Source organism: Mycobacterium montefiorense (assembly GCF_025823255.1).
GTDB classification, from domain to species: domain Bacteria; phylum Actinomycetota; class Actinomycetes; order Mycobacteriales; family Mycobacteriaceae; genus Mycobacterium; species Mycobacterium montefiorense.
The window spans coordinates 63142-78900 of sequence record NZ_JACKVL010000002.1 but is presented as its reverse complement, the minus strand read 5'-3'; the positions used below and the strand labels follow the sequence as shown (position 1 = coordinate 78900).

Below are 15759 nucleotides of genomic sequence, written 5' to 3'. Positions count from 1 at the left end.
AAGGTTCCGCCGACAATTAAGGTTGTCGACACGGTGGTGAGCTTTCCCAGGCAGGATGGCAGGCCCCCGCAGCGGTGAGCGGAAGGCGGTCAAGGTGAGTGGTTCACCGAACTCGGACGCCATATCCCAGGCGCTCAAACGGGCGTGGATACCCCTGCTGCTGATTGTGGTACTGGCAGTCTCGGCGTTGGTCGTATCGCGGTTGCACAAGGTATTCGGCTCGGAGGACCTCAACGCGAATGCCGGCAAGGGGATCGAGATCGTGCAGTTCAACCCCAAGGTCGTCGTTTACGAAATATCCGGACCGCCGGGTGCTACCGCGAACATCAACTACTGGGACGAAAATGCCAACACACACCAGATCAACAACGCCTCGCTACCGTGGACGGCCACCATCTCGACCACGCTGCCGTCGGTGAGTGCCAACATCATGGCGCAAAGTGATGGCAACCGAATCGGCTGCAAGATCACCGTCGACGGGGTCGTCCGCGATCAGCAGAACTCCGATGGCCACAACGCCCAGACCTTCTGCCTGGTGAAGTCCGCATGAGCGATCTCAACAGCAAGAGCCACCTGGGTGTCGACGACGCCGCTGACACCGGGCCGATCGGCACCCAGAGTTCCGGTAAGCCGGAACGCGGCCACCGCCCGTACCTCCCGCACACCATCCGCATCTTCGCGGTGCCGATCATCCTGGCCTGGGTAGCTGTCACGGTCCTGGTGAACGTCATCGTTCCCACCCTGGAAGTCGTCGGCGAGGCGCACTCGGCACCGATGACACCTCTGGACGCGCCATCGATGAAGGCGATGATGCGTCTGGGCCAGAACTTCCACGAATTCGATTCCAACAGCACCGTGATGATCGTGTTGGAGGGCCAACAACCTCTCGGTGCCGATGCACACCAGTACTACGACAAGCTGATTCGGCAACTGCGCCAAGATCCCAAGCACATCCAGCACATCCAGGACTTCTGGGGCGACCGGCTGACGGCGGCGGGCGCGCAGAGCGCCGACGCCAAGGGCGCCTATGTGCAGGTGAATCTCGCCGGCAACCAAGGCACCACGCTGGCGAACGAGTCGGTGGACGCTGTTCGCAAGGTGATCGACGAAAACAAGGCGCCACCCGGCGTGAAGGCCTACGTCACCGGTCCCGCAGCGCTTTCCGATGACATGCACCTCATCGGCAACGCCAGCCTGGCCACCATCACGCTGTTCACCCTGGGTGCCATCGCGATCATGTTGCTGCTGGTCTACCGGTCCATCGTCACCACCCTGGTCCAGCTTTTCATGACCTTTGTCGCGTTGGCATGCTCGCGGGGAGTCGTCGCGGTTCTGGCGTATCACAACGCATTCGGGCTCACGACATTCGCCGCCAACATCCTCACCATGCTGGCGATCGCCGCCGGAACGGACTACGGCATCTTTCTCGTCGGCCGCTATCAAGAGGCCTTGCGGGCCGGCGAGGACCGAGAAACCGCGTACTACACCACATTTAAGGGAGTTGCCCCCGTTGTCCTGGGGTCGGGCCTGACGATTGCCGGGGCAACCTACTGCCTGAGTTTTTCGCGGCTGCCCTGGTTCAACACCATGGGCGCACCGGTGGCGATCGGCATGCTGGTCGTCGTCGCGGCCGGACTCACGCTGGGCCCCGCAGTTATCTTCATCGGCAGTCGCTTCCACCTCTTCGAGACCAAGAGCGCCGCTAAGCAAGGGCGGCTCTGGCGCCGGGTCGGAACCGCGGTAGTACGTTGGCCCGCACCAATTCTCGCCGTCAGTGCCGCCGTCGTACTGGTCGGCATGGTCGCGCTGCCGAGCTACAAAACGAGCTACAACGACCGGCATTACCTGCCGTTGTCAGCCCCATCGAACCAAGGGCAAGAGGCCGCGAATCGGCATTTCTCCGAGGCTCGGATGAACCCCGACATGTTGATGGTCGAGTCCGACCATGACATGCGCAACACGGCCGACATGCTCGTGTTGGACCGGGTGGCCAAAAACGAGATGCGCACGCTCGGCATCGCCATGGTCCAGGACATCACCAGGCCGCTGGGCATTCCGATTCAGCACAGCTCGATACCGTTCCAGAACAGCATCCAAAGCCAAACGACGATGCAGAACATGGGCTTCCTCAAGGAGCGCATGAACGACATCCTCAAGATGGCTGACGACTTGCAGACCCAAATCGACACCACGCAGCGCCAGTACGAGGTGTCACTGGACCTGGCCCACGCCGCCGACGACAGCGCAAATACCACGGCGGTGACCTCGGAAATCACCGATAGCTTGCGCAACCACATCGCCGACTTCGACGACACCTTCCGACCGGTCCGCACCTACTTCTATTGGGAGAAGCACTGTTTCGACATCCCCCTGTGTTTCGGGCTGCGATCTCTATTCGACACGTTGGACGGCTTCGACCAACTCGCCGAGCAGTTCCACTACCTGGCGGCCGATATCAAGCACACCGCCCAGGCCACCCACGACCTGAACGCGCTGTTTCCCACGCTGATCACCACGCTGAAGACCACCAGGGGTATCACGCTGACGCTCTACCAGACGTTCAAGGCGATGATCAACCAGATGGAGGCGATGAGCAACACCGCCATCGTGATGGGGCAAAGCTTCGATCAGTCCAAGAATGACGACTTCTTCTATCTGCCGCCGGAGGCATTCGACAACCCCGATTTCCAGACGGGTCTTCGAATGTTCTTGTCGCCGGACGGTAAGTCAGCGCGGTACTTCATCACCCATCAGGGCGATCCGATGACACCGGAAGGCATTTCACGAGTCGATGCCGAGCGGACCGCCGCCCAGGAGGGCCTGAAGCAATCCTCGCTGTCCGACGCCAGGGTGTATCTGGGCGGAACCGCCGCGACGTTCAAGGACATGCACGACGGTGCCAAATTCGACCTGATGATCGCGGTGGTCTCTGCGCTGACGCTGATCTTCATGATCATGCTGCTGCTCACCCGAAGTGTGGTGGCCGCGTTGGTCATTGTCGGCACAGCGGCCAGCTCCATTGCCGCGTCTTTCGGTCTGTCCGTGCTGATTTGGCAGGACTTGTTCGGCATCAAGATTCACTGGATCGTGATGGCGCTGTCCGTGATCATCCTGTTGGCAGTGGGTTCTGACTACAACCTGCTGCTGGTCTCCCGGTTCAGGGAAGAGATTCATCGCGGGCTGAAGACCGGAATCATTCGGTCGATGGCCGGCACGGGTGGGGTGGTGACCGCCGCGGGTCTGGTGTTCGCCTTCACGATGGCGTCGATGCTGGGCAGTGAATTGCGGGTGTTGGGCCAGTTCGGGTCTACGGTCTGTATCGGTCTGCTGCTGGACACGCTGATTGTGCGCACGCTGTTGATGCCGTCGATCGCCACGCTGCTCGGACGGTGGTTCTGGTGGCCACAGGTCGTGCATCCGCGCGGTGACTACGGTCTGCCGCCCGCCCGGCCGGCGCCGGCCGGGTCACCCGCGAGGAGCTAAATCCAGACAGACGGCGACCGCTCCGGGGCCGACGTGCACGCCCAGCACCGGCCCCAGCGGGGTGACGATCGCCGGCGCGCAGGCCGGGAGCCGCCGGGCCAACGCGGCCGCCACCTCGTCCGCGCCATCCCGGTTCACGACGTGATGCACCGCCACGGCCGCCGAGCCGTCGCCGACAATTTCGCAGACTCGGTCGAGCATCGTCGCGGTCGCCTTGCTGGCGGTCCGTACCCGTTGGGCCAGAACGAGTTTGCCGTCGTCGATGCGCAGCAACGGCTTGAGGGACAGTGCAGTTCCCAACCATGCCTTGGCGCCGCCGATCCGGCCGCTGCGCCGCAGATTGTCCAAACCGTGCACCACGATAAACGCGTGACTGCGGCTTACCGCCGAGTTCGCGGCGGTCACGACGTCGTCCAGGTCGCCGCCCGTGGCCGCGGTCTGAGCCGCGGCCAGCGCGACAAAGCCGGTGCCCATCGCCGCCGACCGCGAGTCGATAACCCGCACCGACGAACCGATTTCACTCGCGACCCGTTCACCCGCACCACAGGTACCCGACAGCGCCGACGAAATGTGCACTGCCACAACCCCATCCCCGCCGGAATCGTTCAACGCCTGGCGGTAGGCGGCGTCGAGCTCGGCCGGGGTGGCCGCCGCGGTCGTGGCGTGGTGCTGGTAGACGTCGTCGGGGATCTCGTCCACACCGTCGCGCAGATCGCCGCCATCGAGCAAGACGTGCAGCGGGACAACGCGTATTGCCCATTTTTCGAGCAGATCGGCCGGGAGGCGCGACGAGCCATCGGTTACCACCACGACGGTCATAGCTTTAGCCGCGCGACTTCTCGTTCGATACCCCGGCTTCAGCCAGCGCCTTGAGCATCAGCTCCGCGACCGCCTGGTGGGCTTCGAAGTTCCAGTGGATGCCGTCAGGATTGCCGCGTCCACTCATAACCTGTTCCGCCACAGCAGCTTTGAGATCCACCAGGGGAATGTCATGCTGCTGCGCCCATTCCGTGATCGCCGTCACGGTCCCGGCACGACCGTGGTGGGCTTTGCCGTAGGTGTCGGCGATATGTACCGACGGCAGCGACGCCACGATCGGAATGCCCGGCCGGTTGAAATCGATTGCGCCACGGGTCTGCTCGAGATAGTCGGCGCTCAAGTGCGCCGGCAGCGCGGCCCGCGCCACCGGCGAGAGCCGGGGCTGCACCCAGCCGTAGCCGTCACGGACCCAGCGCCGCAGCCACGGCGGGCGAACATAGCGGATCAACTCGCGCACCGCCGTCGGCAACACCGAGGGCAGGGAGTCCATCCCGCCGGTCGCGAAGATCACCGCGCCGGCCCGCGGCAGTGCCGCCCAGGCCCGCGGATCCTGCGTTGCCGCCCACCACACGTCGCGACAGGTCCAGCCGATACGGCCGATCAGTTCTAGATTCCAATCTAGCTGGGAAGCAACGATATTGGGCCAGATACGGGGGTCGTCGGCAGGCAATCCCCCAGTCGGGCCGTAATAGGCCAGCGAGTCCGCGAAGACCAGCAGCGTGGGTCGTACGTCAGAGGACATCGTTGGATACCTGGGCCGAAGCGTTCCACACATCCAAACGCCAGCGGATGCCGTCGAAATCGGCGACAGAGTCCTGCGAGTGGCCAGACAGCTGCACCCAGCTGGCATTGCCCATGCCGCCCAGGATCGGCCAGTTCGCGACCGGAAGCTTCAGCAGCGCAGCCGATAACGCGGCGATCAGCCCGCCATGGGCGACCAGCACCACCGGCCGATCCGGCTCGTCCGCGTCACCCCATTCCGGCTCGCCGGCCACCAGCTCGGCGACCAGCGGAAGACTGCGGTCGGCGACGTCGAGCCTGCTTTCCCCGCCGTGCGGGGCCCAGGTGGCGTCGTCGCGCCAGGTGCTGCGGGCGCCCGGGGCCTGCGCGTCGACCTCGCTGTGGGTCAAGCCCTGCCAGTCGCCCAGGTGTGTCTCGCGTAGCCGCGTGTCCGCCCGCACCTGCAGCCCGGTCCGCTCGCCCAGCTTGATCGCGGTGTCGTAGGCGCGATGCAGATCCGACGACACGATCAGCAACGGCTGCAACTTGCCCAGCACCTCGGCGGCGGCGCCGGCCTGCGCACGGCCCAGTTCAGTAAGCGCGGAGTCCAGTTGCCCCTGCATCCGGCTGCCGGCATTGAAATCGGTTTGCCCGTGCCGCAGCATCACCAGGCGACGGATGGTCATTGCTCGCTCGCCAAGTCTTCGGGACCGGCCGCCAAGTCCACCGGTACCACGGGGCAGTCGCCCCACAAACGGTCAAGCGCGTAGAAGTTACGATCGTCTTGATGCTGAATGTGCACGACGATGTCGCGATAATCCAGCAGCGTCCAGCGCCCTTCCCGAGCACCCTCCCGGCGCGCGGGTTTGTAGCCGGCCTTCTGCATTTTCTCCTCGACCTCGTCGACGATCGCGTTGACTTGCCGCTCGTTTGACGCGGAGCCGATGACGAAGCAGTCGGTGATGACCAATTGCCCGGAGACGTCGATCACGACGACGTCGTTGGCGAGCTTCGCGGCCGCCGCGTGTGCCGCAATCGTCGCCATGTCGACGGCTTCCTGGGTGGCGCTCATGTGTTGTTCCCTGCCGGCATGCTGGACTGCGTCGGGCCGAGCGTCGCGTTCGCCTCTCCCTCGACCGGTCCGCGGTACAGGCGGCGCTTGGAGACGTATTGCACGACGCCGTCGGGCATCAGGTACCACAGTGGACGCCGCTGGGCGGCACGCTGACGGCAGTCGGTCGACGAGATCGCCAGCGCCGGAATCTCGACCAGGGTCAGCGCATCCGTGGCCAGGTCACCGAGCACCTCGGTGATGTGTTCGTGACGCAGCTCGTAGCCGGGCCGGCTGACACCGATGAAACGTGCCAATTCGAAGACCCCCTCCCAGCCCTGCCAGGACAGGATGGACGACAGGGCGTCGGCGCCGGTGATGAAGAACAGCTCGGTATCCGGGTTGAGGGCGTGCAGGTCGGACAAGGTGTCCTTGGTGTAGGTCGGACCCCCGCGGTCGATGTCCACCCGGCTGACCGAGAACCGGGGATTGGAGGCTGTCGCGATCACCGTCATTAGATACCGGTCCTCGGCGGCGGACACATCGCGGGACTTCTGCCACGGCTGACCGCTGGGCACGAACACCACTTCGTCGAGGTCGAACAGGTCGGCGACCTCGCTGGCGGCAACCAGGTGCCCGTAATGGATGGGATCGAATGTCCCACCCATTACTCCCAGTCTGCGAGCCCGCTTTTGCACGATGTGCCAGCTTACCGGGCCGCTTAGGCTGCCCGTCGCCGCGCTGATCGGACAGACCGCGGCCGAGCCGGAGCCCGGGTCACACCGGCAGCAGTTGGTCGATCACCGTCGCAAGCTGCTTGGCCGATCGGCATTCGTGCATGGTGATCACGTCTTCGTAGCGCGGCACGGCCGAGTCGCCGCTGCCCCACAGGTGCCTGGGCTCGGGGTTGAGCCAGTGCGCGTGCCGGGCGGCGGTGACCATGTCGGACAGGACGTCGAGGGCCGGGTCGCGGTAGTTGGTGCGTCCGTCCCCGAGCACCAGCAACGAGCTGCGCGGCGACAGCACATTCGGATTGGCCTGGACGAACGAGACGAACGCATTGCCGTAGTCGGAGTGGCCGTCACGGCTGTACACGCCGGCTTCGCGGGTGATCCGCTGGATCGCGACGGCCAGATCGCAATCCGGGGAGAACATGTGGGTCACTTCGTCGGTGGTGTCGATGAAGGCGAACACCCGCACGCGGGAGAACTGTTGGCGCAGCGCGTGCACCAGCAGCAGAGTGAAGTGGCTGAACCCGGCGACCGAGCCCGACACGTCGCACAGCACGACCAGTTCCGGGCGCGCGGGACGGGGTTTGGCCAGCACCACGTCGATCGGCACTCCGCCGGTGGACATGGACTTACGCAGCGTCTTACGCAGATCGATCGTCCCGGCGCGGCTGCGGCGCCGTCGGGCCGCGAGCCGAGTCGCCAAGGTCCGGGCCAGTGGCGCAACGGCTCGCTGCATCTGGCGCAGCTGGTCACCGGAGGCCCGCAGAAACTCGACGTTCTCGGAAAGCTGTGGGATGCCGTACATCTGGACATGATCGCGGCCGAGCTGCTCAGCGGTGCGCCGCTTGGTCTCGGCGTCGACCAAGTTGCGCAGTTGGGTAATCCGCTGCGCGGCCAGCGCTTTGGCGATCTGCTCTTGAGTAGGACTCGGCTCGTCGCCATAGGGGGCGAGCAGGCCCGCGAGCAGCTTGCCCTCCAGCTCGTCCAGTGCCATCGCCTTGAGCGCCTGATACGACGAGAATGACGGGCCCCGGCTGGAATTGTATTTGCCGTAGGCCTCCACGATCCGCGCGATCATCGCGACGAGCCGTTCGTCCATGTCGGCCAGGTCTTCGTTCTGGGAGAGCAGGTCGAGCAGCATCTGCCGCATCGCGTCGACGTCGTCGGCGGGCAAGGCATCGCTGTCGGGCCGCGGGTCCCCATCATCTTCGGTGACGACCGCACGCGCACCCATCGCCGCGGGGAACCACAAGTCGAACATCGCGTCGTAGGTCTCGCGGTGGTCGGGCTGACGCAGCACCGCACACGCGAGACCTTCGCGCAACACCGCACGATCACTCAAGCCCAGGGCGGCCATCACCCGGCCGGCGTCCACCGTCTCCGACGGGCCCACCGAAATCCCGCTTCCGCGAAGCGCTTCCACGAATCCCACCAAATGGCCCGGCAACCCGTGCGGGGCGAGTGGCCTGGTGGGGCGGATCCGGCGAGTGGCCATTTTGGTCAGCCTCTTCCTTAGTTCAGCCGGAGTTCCCCGGCCGCGCGTTGCTGATCGGATTGGTGTTTGAGGACCACACCGAGCGTCTGGGCAACGACCGCGTCGTCAATGGTGTCTAGCCCCAGCGCCAGCAACGTCCGGCCCCAGTCGATCGTCTCGGCGATGGACGGCACCTTCTTCAGCTGCATCCCGCGCAGCACCCCGATGATGCGAACCAGCTCCTCGGCGAGATGCGCGGGCAGTTCGGGGACACGGGACAACAGGATGCGCCGTTCGAGATCTGCTGTTGGGAAATCGATGTGCAGGAACAGGCAGCGACGCTTGAGCGCCTCGGACAGCTCGCGGGTGGCGTTCGAGGTCAGCACCACCAGCGGCGTCCGCGAGGCGGTGATGGTGCCCAGTTCGGGGACGGTCACCGCGAAATCGGAGAGCACTTCGAGCAGCAGGCCCTCGATTTCGATGTCGGCCTTGTCGGTCTCGTCGATCAGCAGCACCGTCGGCTCGGTGCGCCGGATCGCGGTCAGCAGCGGACGCTGCAGCAGGAACTCCTCGCTGAACACGTCGTCTTTGGTCTGATCCCAGTCCCCCGAGCCGGCCTGGATGCGCAGAATCTGCTTGGCGTGGTTCCACTCGTAGAGCGCGCGAGCCTCGTCGACACCCTCGTAGCACTGCAGCCGAACCAAACCCGCGCCGGTGGCCTGCGCGACGGCGCGGGCCAACTCGGTCTTGCCTACCCCGGCGGGCCCCTCCACCAGCAGCGGCTTGCCCAGCCGGTCAGCCAGGAATACTGCCGTCGCGGTGGCGGTGTCGGGCAGATAGCCGGTCTCGGCCAACCGTCGCGAAACGTCGTTGATGTCCGCGAACAGCGGGGTGGGCCGGGCGGGCACGCTCACAATCAAGTTCTCCTAAAGCACTTTCGGTGGACCGGGTCAGGCCGGACGAACGTGGCCGTCTCCCCACGCGATCCATTTAGTCGAGGTCAGTTCCGGTAAGCCCATCGGACCGCGGGCATGCAGCTTCTGGGTCGAGATGCCGATCTCGGCGCCGAAGCCGAATTGCTCGCCGTCGGTAAACCCGGTCGACGCGTTGATCATCACCGCGGCCGCATCGACTCCATCCGAAAATCGTTGTGCTGCAGCTACATTGCTGGTCACAATGGCCTCGGTGTGTCCGGTGCCGTATTCGTTGATGTGCGCGATCGCGGCGTCAACGCCGTCGACCACCGCCACCGCGATGTCCATCGACAGGTATTCGCGGCGCAGGTTGTCCTCGTCCGGGTCGAGATGCACCGTCACACCGGCGTCTTGCAGCGCCGCGACCAGCCGGGGCACCGCGCTTGCGGCAATCGCGGAGTCCACCAACAGCGTCTCGGCGGCGTTGCACACACTGGGCCGCCGGGTCTTGGAGTTCAGCAGAATCCGTTCTGCCACATCCAGGTCTGCGCCCGCGTCCACGTAGACGTGACAGTTGCCGACACCGGTCTCGATGGTGGGCACCTGCGCGTCGCGGACCACCGCGTCGATCAGGCTCGCGCCCCCGCGCGGGATCACCACGTCGACCAGCCCGCGCGCCTGGATCAGGTGCGTGACCGTGGACCGGTCGTCGGACGACAGCAGCTGCACCGCGTCGGCCGGCAAGTCCTCGCTGACCAGCGAGGAGCGCAACGCCTCGACCAGCGCCTGGTTGGAGCGCGCCGCCGAGGAACTGCCGCGCAACAGCACGGCATTGCCGGACTTCAGCGCCAACCCGAACGCGTCAACGGTGACATTGGGCCGACCCTCGTAGATCATGCCGACCACGCCGAGCGGAACCCGCTGCTGACGCAGTTGCAGCCCGTTGGGCAGGGTGTAACCACGCAGCACCTCGCCGACCGGGTCGGGCAACCCCGCAACCTGGCTCAGACCAGCGGCGATTCCGTCCACGCGGTTGGGGTCCAGCGCCAACCGGTCAAGCATCGCGTTCGGTGTCCCGGCGTCGCGTGCCGCCTTCAGGTCTTCGGCGTTGGCCGCCAGGATCTGGCGGGTGTTGGCCGTGATGGCCTCGGCCGCGGACTGCAGCGCCTGGTCCTTGGCAACCGTCGGCAGCAATGCCAGCGCGCGGGACGCGGCGCGGGCGCGCCGGGCGGCGTTGTGGACCTCCTGACGCAAGTCAGGACGCGATGGTGCTTGCAGACTCATTGACCCAGCGTATCGGGCTTGAGCCGGCCGAGTAAGGCGGCCTGGTTGGCGGTCGGCCTCACCCGACCCGCTCGCCACGCTCCGCCTGCCGCACTTTGCTCTGCCGCTCGTCGAGGATGTGACCAAAGTCCTGTAATAGCAACGGTTCACGCATCACGAGATGCTCGAGATGTTCGCGATCGACCTCCAACGCGGTGACCTCATCGATCGCGTACGCGCTGGCCAGGTTCGGTTGCCGGGTCAGTGCGGTCAGGCCCAAGAACGAGCCCTCCTCCAGGGTGCTGATCGGCACCACCGAACCGTCCTCTGCCGTGGCCATCATCCGCACCCGTCCGGCGACCAGGAACGTCATCCCTGCGGGCACTTCACCGGCGTACTCGACAATTTCGCCGGCACCGTAAAGGACGATTCGGGCCGAAGATTGCAGCGACTGCTGATCGGCCACGCTGAGCCGCAGCGCCGGCGCCACCACGGACCGCAGTGCGTCCTCCACCCGTTGCCGTGTCGAGTAGTCGTCGTCGGCGTCGTCGAGGTGCAGCTCTGCGCGCCGGGCGGCGTACCAGATCCAGCGCAGAAACGTCGATCGCGCGCCGCCATCGTCGGCGGGCGAGCTCAGCCCGATGCTCGTGGCGTATTCGCCGCCGCCGACGGACACTGAACGGGGGGCGCTGCCGACCTTGAGTTGGGGCAGCTCCTGGGCCACTCGTGTCAGCATCGCGCAGACTCGATCGGGCGGATCGGCGAGCGAGAAAGTGGTCTTCATCGTCAGCTTGTGGGTGCCGGGCGGGCGGCTCAGATTCGTGAAGGACGTACTGGCCAGCATCGAGTTGGGCATGATCCGAATTCCGCTGCCGGTCTGGATATGTACGGCCCGCCAGTTCACCTCGACAACTCGTCCGCGCTCGTTGGACGCATCGAGCCAGTCGTCGATGCGGAAGGGCTGCTCGAACAACATGAACAGGCCCGACACGATCTGGCCGACGGAGTTCTGCAGCATCAATCCGAGGACGACCGACGTCACGCCCAGCGCGGTGAATACGCCACCGACCCGGACACCCCAGATCACGGACAAGATGACGGCCAGGCCGACGCCGATCAGCGCGAATCGGGCGACGTCGAGGAAGATTGTGGGCAGCCGTTTGCGCCAGCTGTCTTGGGGCGCGCCTTCGAAGACGGTGGCGTTGAGCCCGGACAGCAGCAGCACCAGCACCAGCACCAGGAAACCGAACAGCGTCGACAAGATACGCACCAGGCCGTCTCCGGCCGGGACCTGCGCGGCGTTCACCATCAGCAGCAACAACGCGCCCAGCGGCAGCAATAGGTTGCGTAACAGGCTAACTTGACGGGCCAGACGATTGCCCCGGCGCACGAGCGCGTGGTGCAGCTCGGTGAGCAGGATCAGCACGACCGGAAAACCCAGCGCGACACCAATTGCCCAATAGAACCACGACGAGTGGAATGCGTTCATCAGCGCTCCGACAGCCGGTAGATCGCCTGATCTTTACCGCCGACGGAAATCGAGCCGGCCGGCGTGAACTGCCGGACGTCCCGCAGCGCCTCGTACACACTCGAGGTGACATAGATGCCGGGTTGCGGTGCACCACTGTGCATTTGGAATGCCATACTGACGGCGCCGCCCCACATGTCGTAGACGAGGCTTGATCGGCCCACCAGTCCGCTGACCACGTTTCCGGTGTTGACGCCGACCCGAAGCCGTAGCTCGTGTGAGGTTTGGCTGTTGAATCGGTCGATGATCTGGCGCATTTCCAGAGCGAATTCAATGCTGCGGTAAATGCTGTCCAGCCGCGGCGTCACGACCCCGCAGCTGGCCAGATAGCCGTTGTGGAAGGTGCGAATCCGTTCGACGCCCAGAGCCTCGGCCGCCGCGTCGAACTGCCGGAAGAGCTCGTCGACGATTCCCACCAGTTCATCGCCGGGGAGGTCGATGGAAATCTCGTCCAGGCCAACGATATCGGCGAAAATGATGGCAACGTCCTGATGTTTTTGCGAGATGGTCTCCTGGCCCTCGCGATACCGTTGCACCACCGATTCCGGCATCAGGGCCAGCAACAGGCGGTCGTTTTCTTTGCGTTGCTCGGTAAGCAGCTCGTCCTTGATCGCCAGATTGCGGCTCATCTCGTTGAAAGCCTGTGTGAGATCACCGATTTCGTCGCGGGATTGCACCGGGATGCTGAATTGGTAGTCGCCGGAACTGATCTTCTGCGTACCGGCCTGCAGCCGGCGGACCGGCCGCAACATCACCTGAGCAAGCAGCATCGACGCCACACACACCACGAAGATCATCGTCGCGACACCGACCACCAGGGTTTGGCTGAATTTGCCCAGCCGCGCAAAAGCATCGGAGTCGTCGCGATGTCACCAGAAGCGACCAATGCAGATCGGAGTCCGGCACATTCAGCGGTGTGTAGGCTTCCATTTCGCTACTGCCCGTGTAATCAGTCGCGGTGAGCGTTCCCGATTGGCCGCGCTGCGCATCGCGAGAACCCGCGGTCGGCGCCGGCTGCACCAGCGTCGTGGTACCCAGCCGGAGCGCGCGCTCCACGACGTCGGGCGGGGTGCCGGCGGCGATCGCTTCGCGCCGGTATTGCTGCGGGTCTTGCAGGAAAAGCCGGGAATCAGAACGCATCAAACCGTCGGGACCCACAAGATACGACTCGGTGGACGGCCCCATTCCGGCGGCTTCCCACTGTTTGTTGGCGGTCATGATCCTGTTTATCTTCGAGATCGGCAGTGGCAGCGCCATAACGCCCTCCGCCTTGCCGTTCATGCCGACCGGCGATACCACCCACGCGGTGGGTACATCGGTGGTGGGCTGATAGGGCTGGAAGTCGGTGATCCAGACGAAGTCCAGGTCGTTGGAGCGCAGCGCTTTTTGGTAAGCCTCACGCAGATTGGTTTCGCGATATGGGCCGGTGAGGATATTGGTGCCGAGGTCCGGCCCTTTTTGCACGGAGTAGACGACGTTGCCCCGGGTATCCAGCAACAGCGCATCCCGATATTCGAAGCGGGTCACGATGCCACGCATGTAGAAGTCGAAGCGGGCGTTGGCTGCCGACCAGGCGCTGCCGTCGCCGGCGTCCGCGGGGGGCATCGAGTCGGCCGGCCGCGGCGCCGCGGTGTAGTACGCCTGAAGGTACTTCTGCGCAGGAGAAGCCGGCAGAACTGCATTGAGAGCAATGGTTTCGCCGGTGATTCGCGTGATCGGCTTGATCATGTCGTTGTCGTAGTAGTTGACCAGCGCCTGCTCCTGGGCAGGCGTGATCGGCGCGTTGCCCAATTGGTCGAAGCCCCCGGTGAACGCCCGCTCGGCGTCGACGATGCTGAACCCGCCGCTATAGACGATCAGCGAGTTCGTCACTTCCTTGAAAAGTGCCAGCAACTGCCGCTTCTGCGACTCCCGCAACTCGGTCAGCCGCTCGGCCTCCACTTGACGCAGGGCGGTGCGACCGGACAGGGCTCCGATCAGACCAACCACAGCCACCGACAGGATGCTGCAGATCAACAGCGTCATCAACAGCTTGGACTGGATGCCGATCCGGAAGACCCGGCGGCGGCGGCGCTTCTGCTTCTGCTCCTCAACGCCCAGCGTCGTTGCCTCGTCTGCCGGGGCGGATTCGGCGTCGGTCTGCTTGCTCGACGTCAATCGCTTGCCCTTTCCGTGAGAGGATCCAACGTCGCTAACGCAGCAGACTAGCGCGCGGACATCACAAAATTGGCGTTTGCGCCATGCGACTGACCCCCAAAACGCGGGCCTGATCGGACTAACGTTGCCGAGATGACTCAGGTCTGCGTCGTTGGCAGCGTCAACATGGACATCACCTGCGACGTCGGCGCCCTGCCACGCCCGGGCGAGACGGTGTTGGCTTCCTCGTTGAGCTACGCACCCGGCGGCAAGGGCGGCAACCAAGCCGTCGCCGCGGCACGTGCGGGGGCGCACGTGCAATTCGTCGGTGCGGTCGGCGACGACGCCGCAGCCGAACCGTTGCGGGCGCATCTGTCGGCCAACGGCGTTGGGCTGGACGCGACCGTTGCCGTGGCCGGCCCTAGCGGTACGGCGATCATCGTGGTCGATGCCGGGGCCGACAACACCATCGTGGTGGCGCCGGGCGCCAACGGCCGGCTGACCCTGACCGCTGCGGCCACCCGCGCAGTCGTCGCCGGCTGCGATGTGTTGTTGACTCAGTTGGAGATTCCCATCTGCACCGCGGTGGTCGCGGCACGCGAAGCCAAAGCATCCGGAGCGGTCGTCATTGTCAACGTGTCACCATGCGGCCAGGAACGCAGCGCGCTGGCCGAACTGGCGGAGCTCGCGGACGTAGTAGTCGCCAATGAAGTAGAAGCCGAGGAATTGCCCTGGCGGCCAAACCATTTGGTGACCACACTCGGCGCCCGCGGCGCCCGCTATGTCAGTCCCGACGACGAGCTCTGGATACCTGCGCCAACGGTCAGCGCGGTGGACACCACCGGCGCCGGTGACGTCTTCGCTGGGGTGCTGGCAGCGCACTGGCCACGCGAGCCGGGTTCGCGGGCGCAGCGACTGGCCGCCCTCCAGCGCGCCTGCACCGCGGCCGCACTTTCGACACTGGTAGCCGGTGCCGGTGACTGCGCACCGGACGCTGAAGCGATCGACGCGGCACTGCCGGGGCCGATATGAAGAGCGCCGCTGTCATTGCCCTGGTGCTGTTTGCGGCTTTCGGGGCGTTCGGATTCGGTTGGCGCAGTTGGCTGCAGTATCGGCGCACCGGATCCACCGGCTATCGCCGGATCCGCGGTGGAATTACCGAATGGACCGCCGGTGCCGGCTTTGCTGTCGCACTGATGGTGTCGGTGAGCGCTCCAATCCTGCAGCTGTGCCACGTTATTGCGCCGTTGCACGCGTTGGGCGCCGCCTGGATCCAGCTCGCCGGGGTCGTGATCGCGCTGCTGGGCATTGTGGCAACGGTATACGCCCAACTCGAGATGGGCGATTCCTGGCGGATCGGGGTCGACCAACGGGAGACCACCGCGCTGGTGCACACCGGCGTTTTCGGGCGGGTGCGCAACCCCATCTACACCGCCATGTTCACGTTCGGCTTCGGGATAGCACTGGTAACACCGAATCTCGTTGCCTGCGCGGGCTTTATCCTGCTTGTCGTGACGATCGAACTGCAGGTCCGCTTTGTCGAGGAGCCGCACTTGACGCGAACTCATGGCGATGCGTATCGGGCCTATGCGGCGACCGTCGGCCGCTTCGTCCCGGGCATCGGATTGATTCGTTAGCGC

General features: G+C 65.0%; 13 protein-coding genes and 1 pseudogene. 4 read left to right on the top strand and 10 right to left on the bottom strand.

The genetic code is table 11. The annotated features are described in order from the left end of the window. The first annotated feature begins 55 nt into the window (after window positions 1-55). Together H7K34_RS00340 and H7K34_RS00335 are read left to right on the top strand one after the other, a co-directional pair. Complete coding sequence (locus tag H7K34_RS00340) at window positions 56-550, top strand: MmpS family transport accessory protein (RefSeq protein ID WP_372510646.1); 495 nt, start codon at window positions 56-58, stop codon at window positions 548-550. Beyond that, window positions 547-3483, top strand: a complete 2937-nt coding sequence (locus tag H7K34_RS00335; RefSeq protein WP_264058600.1) for an MMPL/RND family transporter — start codon at window positions 547-549, stop codon at window positions 3481-3483. The genes H7K34_RS00340 and H7K34_RS00335 overlap by 4 nt, the downstream gene beginning before the upstream one ends. Here H7K34_RS00335 and H7K34_RS00330 read toward each other — a convergent pair. The 10 genes and pseudogenes from H7K34_RS00330 to H7K34_RS00285 all read right to left on the bottom strand — a co-directional run bounded on the left by H7K34_RS00330 (window position 3466) and on the right by H7K34_RS00285 (window position 14140). Beyond that, window positions 3466-4302, bottom strand: coding sequence for a DegV family protein (locus H7K34_RS00330; protein ID WP_264058595.1), 837 nt, complete (start codon window positions 4300-4302; stop codon window positions 3466-3468). The genes H7K34_RS00335 and H7K34_RS00330 overlap by 18 nt on opposite strands. Before the next feature lie 4 nt (window positions 4303-4306). Then, window positions 4307-5044 carry a diglucosylglycerate octanoyltransferase gene (gene octT, locus H7K34_RS00325; protein WP_264058594.1) on the bottom strand — a complete coding sequence of 246 codons (738 nt, stop codon included), beginning with the start codon at window positions 5042-5044 and terminating at the stop codon, window positions 4307-4309. Further along, window positions 5034-5708 (bottom strand): glucosyl-3-phosphoglycerate phosphatase, encoded by a 675-nt coding sequence (gene gpgP / locus H7K34_RS00320; RefSeq protein WP_264058592.1) that lies wholly within the window; start codon window positions 5706-5708, stop codon window positions 5034-5036. The genes octT and gpgP overlap by 11 nt, the downstream gene beginning before the upstream one ends. Then, window positions 5705-6094 carry a ribosome silencing factor gene (rsfS, locus tag H7K34_RS00315; protein ID WP_264058586.1) on the bottom strand — a complete coding sequence of 130 codons (390 nt, stop codon included), beginning with the start codon at window positions 6092-6094 and terminating at the stop codon, window positions 5705-5707. The genes gpgP and rsfS overlap by 4 nt, the downstream gene beginning before the upstream one ends. Beyond that, the gene (nadD, locus tag H7K34_RS00310) at window positions 6091-6771 is read right to left on the bottom strand and encodes a nicotinate-nucleotide adenylyltransferase (RefSeq protein WP_264058584.1); all 681 of its coding nucleotides are present in this window, start codon (window positions 6769-6771) and stop codon (window positions 6091-6093) included. Before nadD ends, rsfS begins: the two co-directional genes overlap by 4 nt. Window positions 6772-6850: 79 nt before the next feature. After that, window positions 6851-8299, bottom strand: a complete 1449-nt coding sequence (locus H7K34_RS00305; protein ID WP_264058582.1) for a vWA domain-containing protein — start codon at window positions 8297-8299, stop codon at window positions 6851-6853. Between the two features lie 17 nt (window positions 8300-8316). Further along, the gene (locus tag H7K34_RS00300; RefSeq protein WP_108925482.1) at window positions 8317-9192 is read right to left on the bottom strand and encodes an AAA family ATPase; all 876 of its coding nucleotides are present in this window, start codon (window positions 9190-9192) and stop codon (window positions 8317-8319) included. A 36-nt stretch (window positions 9193-9228) separates the two neighbouring features. After that, the gene (locus H7K34_RS00295; protein ID WP_108925484.1) at window positions 9229-10476 is read right to left on the bottom strand and encodes a glutamate-5-semialdehyde dehydrogenase; all 1248 of its coding nucleotides are present in this window, start codon (window positions 10474-10476) and stop codon (window positions 9229-9231) included. Window positions 10477-10534: 58 nt separating this feature from the next. Further along, complete coding sequence (locus H7K34_RS00290) at window positions 10535-11944, bottom strand: mechanosensitive ion channel domain-containing protein (protein ID WP_264058579.1); 1410 nt, start codon at window positions 11942-11944, stop codon at window positions 10535-10537. Beyond that, window positions 11944-14140, bottom strand: a pseudogene (locus H7K34_RS00285) (adenylate/guanylate cyclase domain-containing protein). The gene H7K34_RS00290 and the pseudogene H7K34_RS00285 overlap by 1 nt, the downstream one beginning before the upstream one ends. Before the next feature lie 132 nt (window positions 14141-14272). Here H7K34_RS00285 and H7K34_RS00280 point away from each other — a divergent pair. Together H7K34_RS00280 and H7K34_RS00275 are read left to right on the top strand one after the other, a co-directional pair. Beyond that, on the top strand, window positions 14273-15151 hold the full coding sequence (locus H7K34_RS00280) for a ribokinase (protein ID WP_264058578.1): 879 nt from the start codon (window positions 14273-14275) through the stop codon (window positions 15149-15151). After that, window positions 15148-15756 carry a methyltransferase family protein gene (locus tag H7K34_RS00275; protein WP_264058577.1) on the top strand — a complete coding sequence of 203 codons (609 nt, stop codon included), beginning with the start codon at window positions 15148-15150 and terminating at the stop codon, window positions 15754-15756. Before H7K34_RS00280 ends, H7K34_RS00275 begins: the two co-directional genes overlap by 4 nt. Window positions 15757-15759: the final 3 nt, after the last annotated feature.

What these genes read in the sequence shown, in the direction of transcription:
- H7K34_RS00340 (WP_372510646.1), top strand. Translation starts at nt 56, where the DNA reads ATGGCAGGCCCCCGCAGCGGTGAGCGGAAGGCGGTCAAGGTGAGTGGT.
- gpgP (WP_264058592.1), bottom strand. Translation starts at nt 5,708, where the DNA reads ATGACCATCCGTCGCCTGGTGATGCTGCGGCACGGGCAAACCGATTTC.
- H7K34_RS00330 (WP_264058595.1), bottom strand. Translation starts at nt 4,302, where the DNA reads ATGACCGTCGTGGTGGTAACCGATGGCTCGTCGCGCCTCCCGGCCGAT.
- H7K34_RS00275 (WP_264058577.1), top strand. Translation starts at nt 15,148, where the DNA reads ATGAAGAGCGCCGCTGTCATTGCCCTGGTGCTGTTTGCGGCTTTCGGG.
- H7K34_RS00295 (WP_108925484.1), bottom strand. Translation starts at nt 10,476, where the DNA reads ATGAGTCTGCAAGCACCATCGCGTCCTGACTTGCGTCAGGAGGTCCAC.
- H7K34_RS00290 (WP_264058579.1), bottom strand. Translation starts at nt 11,944, where the DNA reads ATGAACGCATTCCACTCGTCGTGGTTCTATTGGGCAATTGGTGTCGCG.
- rsfS (WP_264058586.1), bottom strand. Translation starts at nt 6,094, where the DNA reads ATGAGCGCCACCCAGGAAGCCGTCGACATGGCGACGATTGCGGCACAC.
- H7K34_RS00305 (WP_264058582.1), bottom strand. Translation starts at nt 8,299, where the DNA reads ATGGCCACTCGCCGGATCCGCCCCACCAGGCCACTCGCCCCGCACGGG.
- H7K34_RS00335 (WP_264058600.1), top strand. Translation starts at nt 547, where the DNA reads ATGAGCGATCTCAACAGCAAGAGCCACCTGGGTGTCGACGACGCCGCT.
- H7K34_RS00280 (WP_264058578.1), top strand. Translation starts at nt 14,273, where the DNA reads ATGACTCAGGTCTGCGTCGTTGGCAGCGTCAACATGGACATCACCTGC.
- octT (WP_264058594.1), bottom strand. Translation starts at nt 5,044, where the DNA reads ATGTCCTCTGACGTACGACCCACGCTGCTGGTCTTCGCGGACTCGCTG.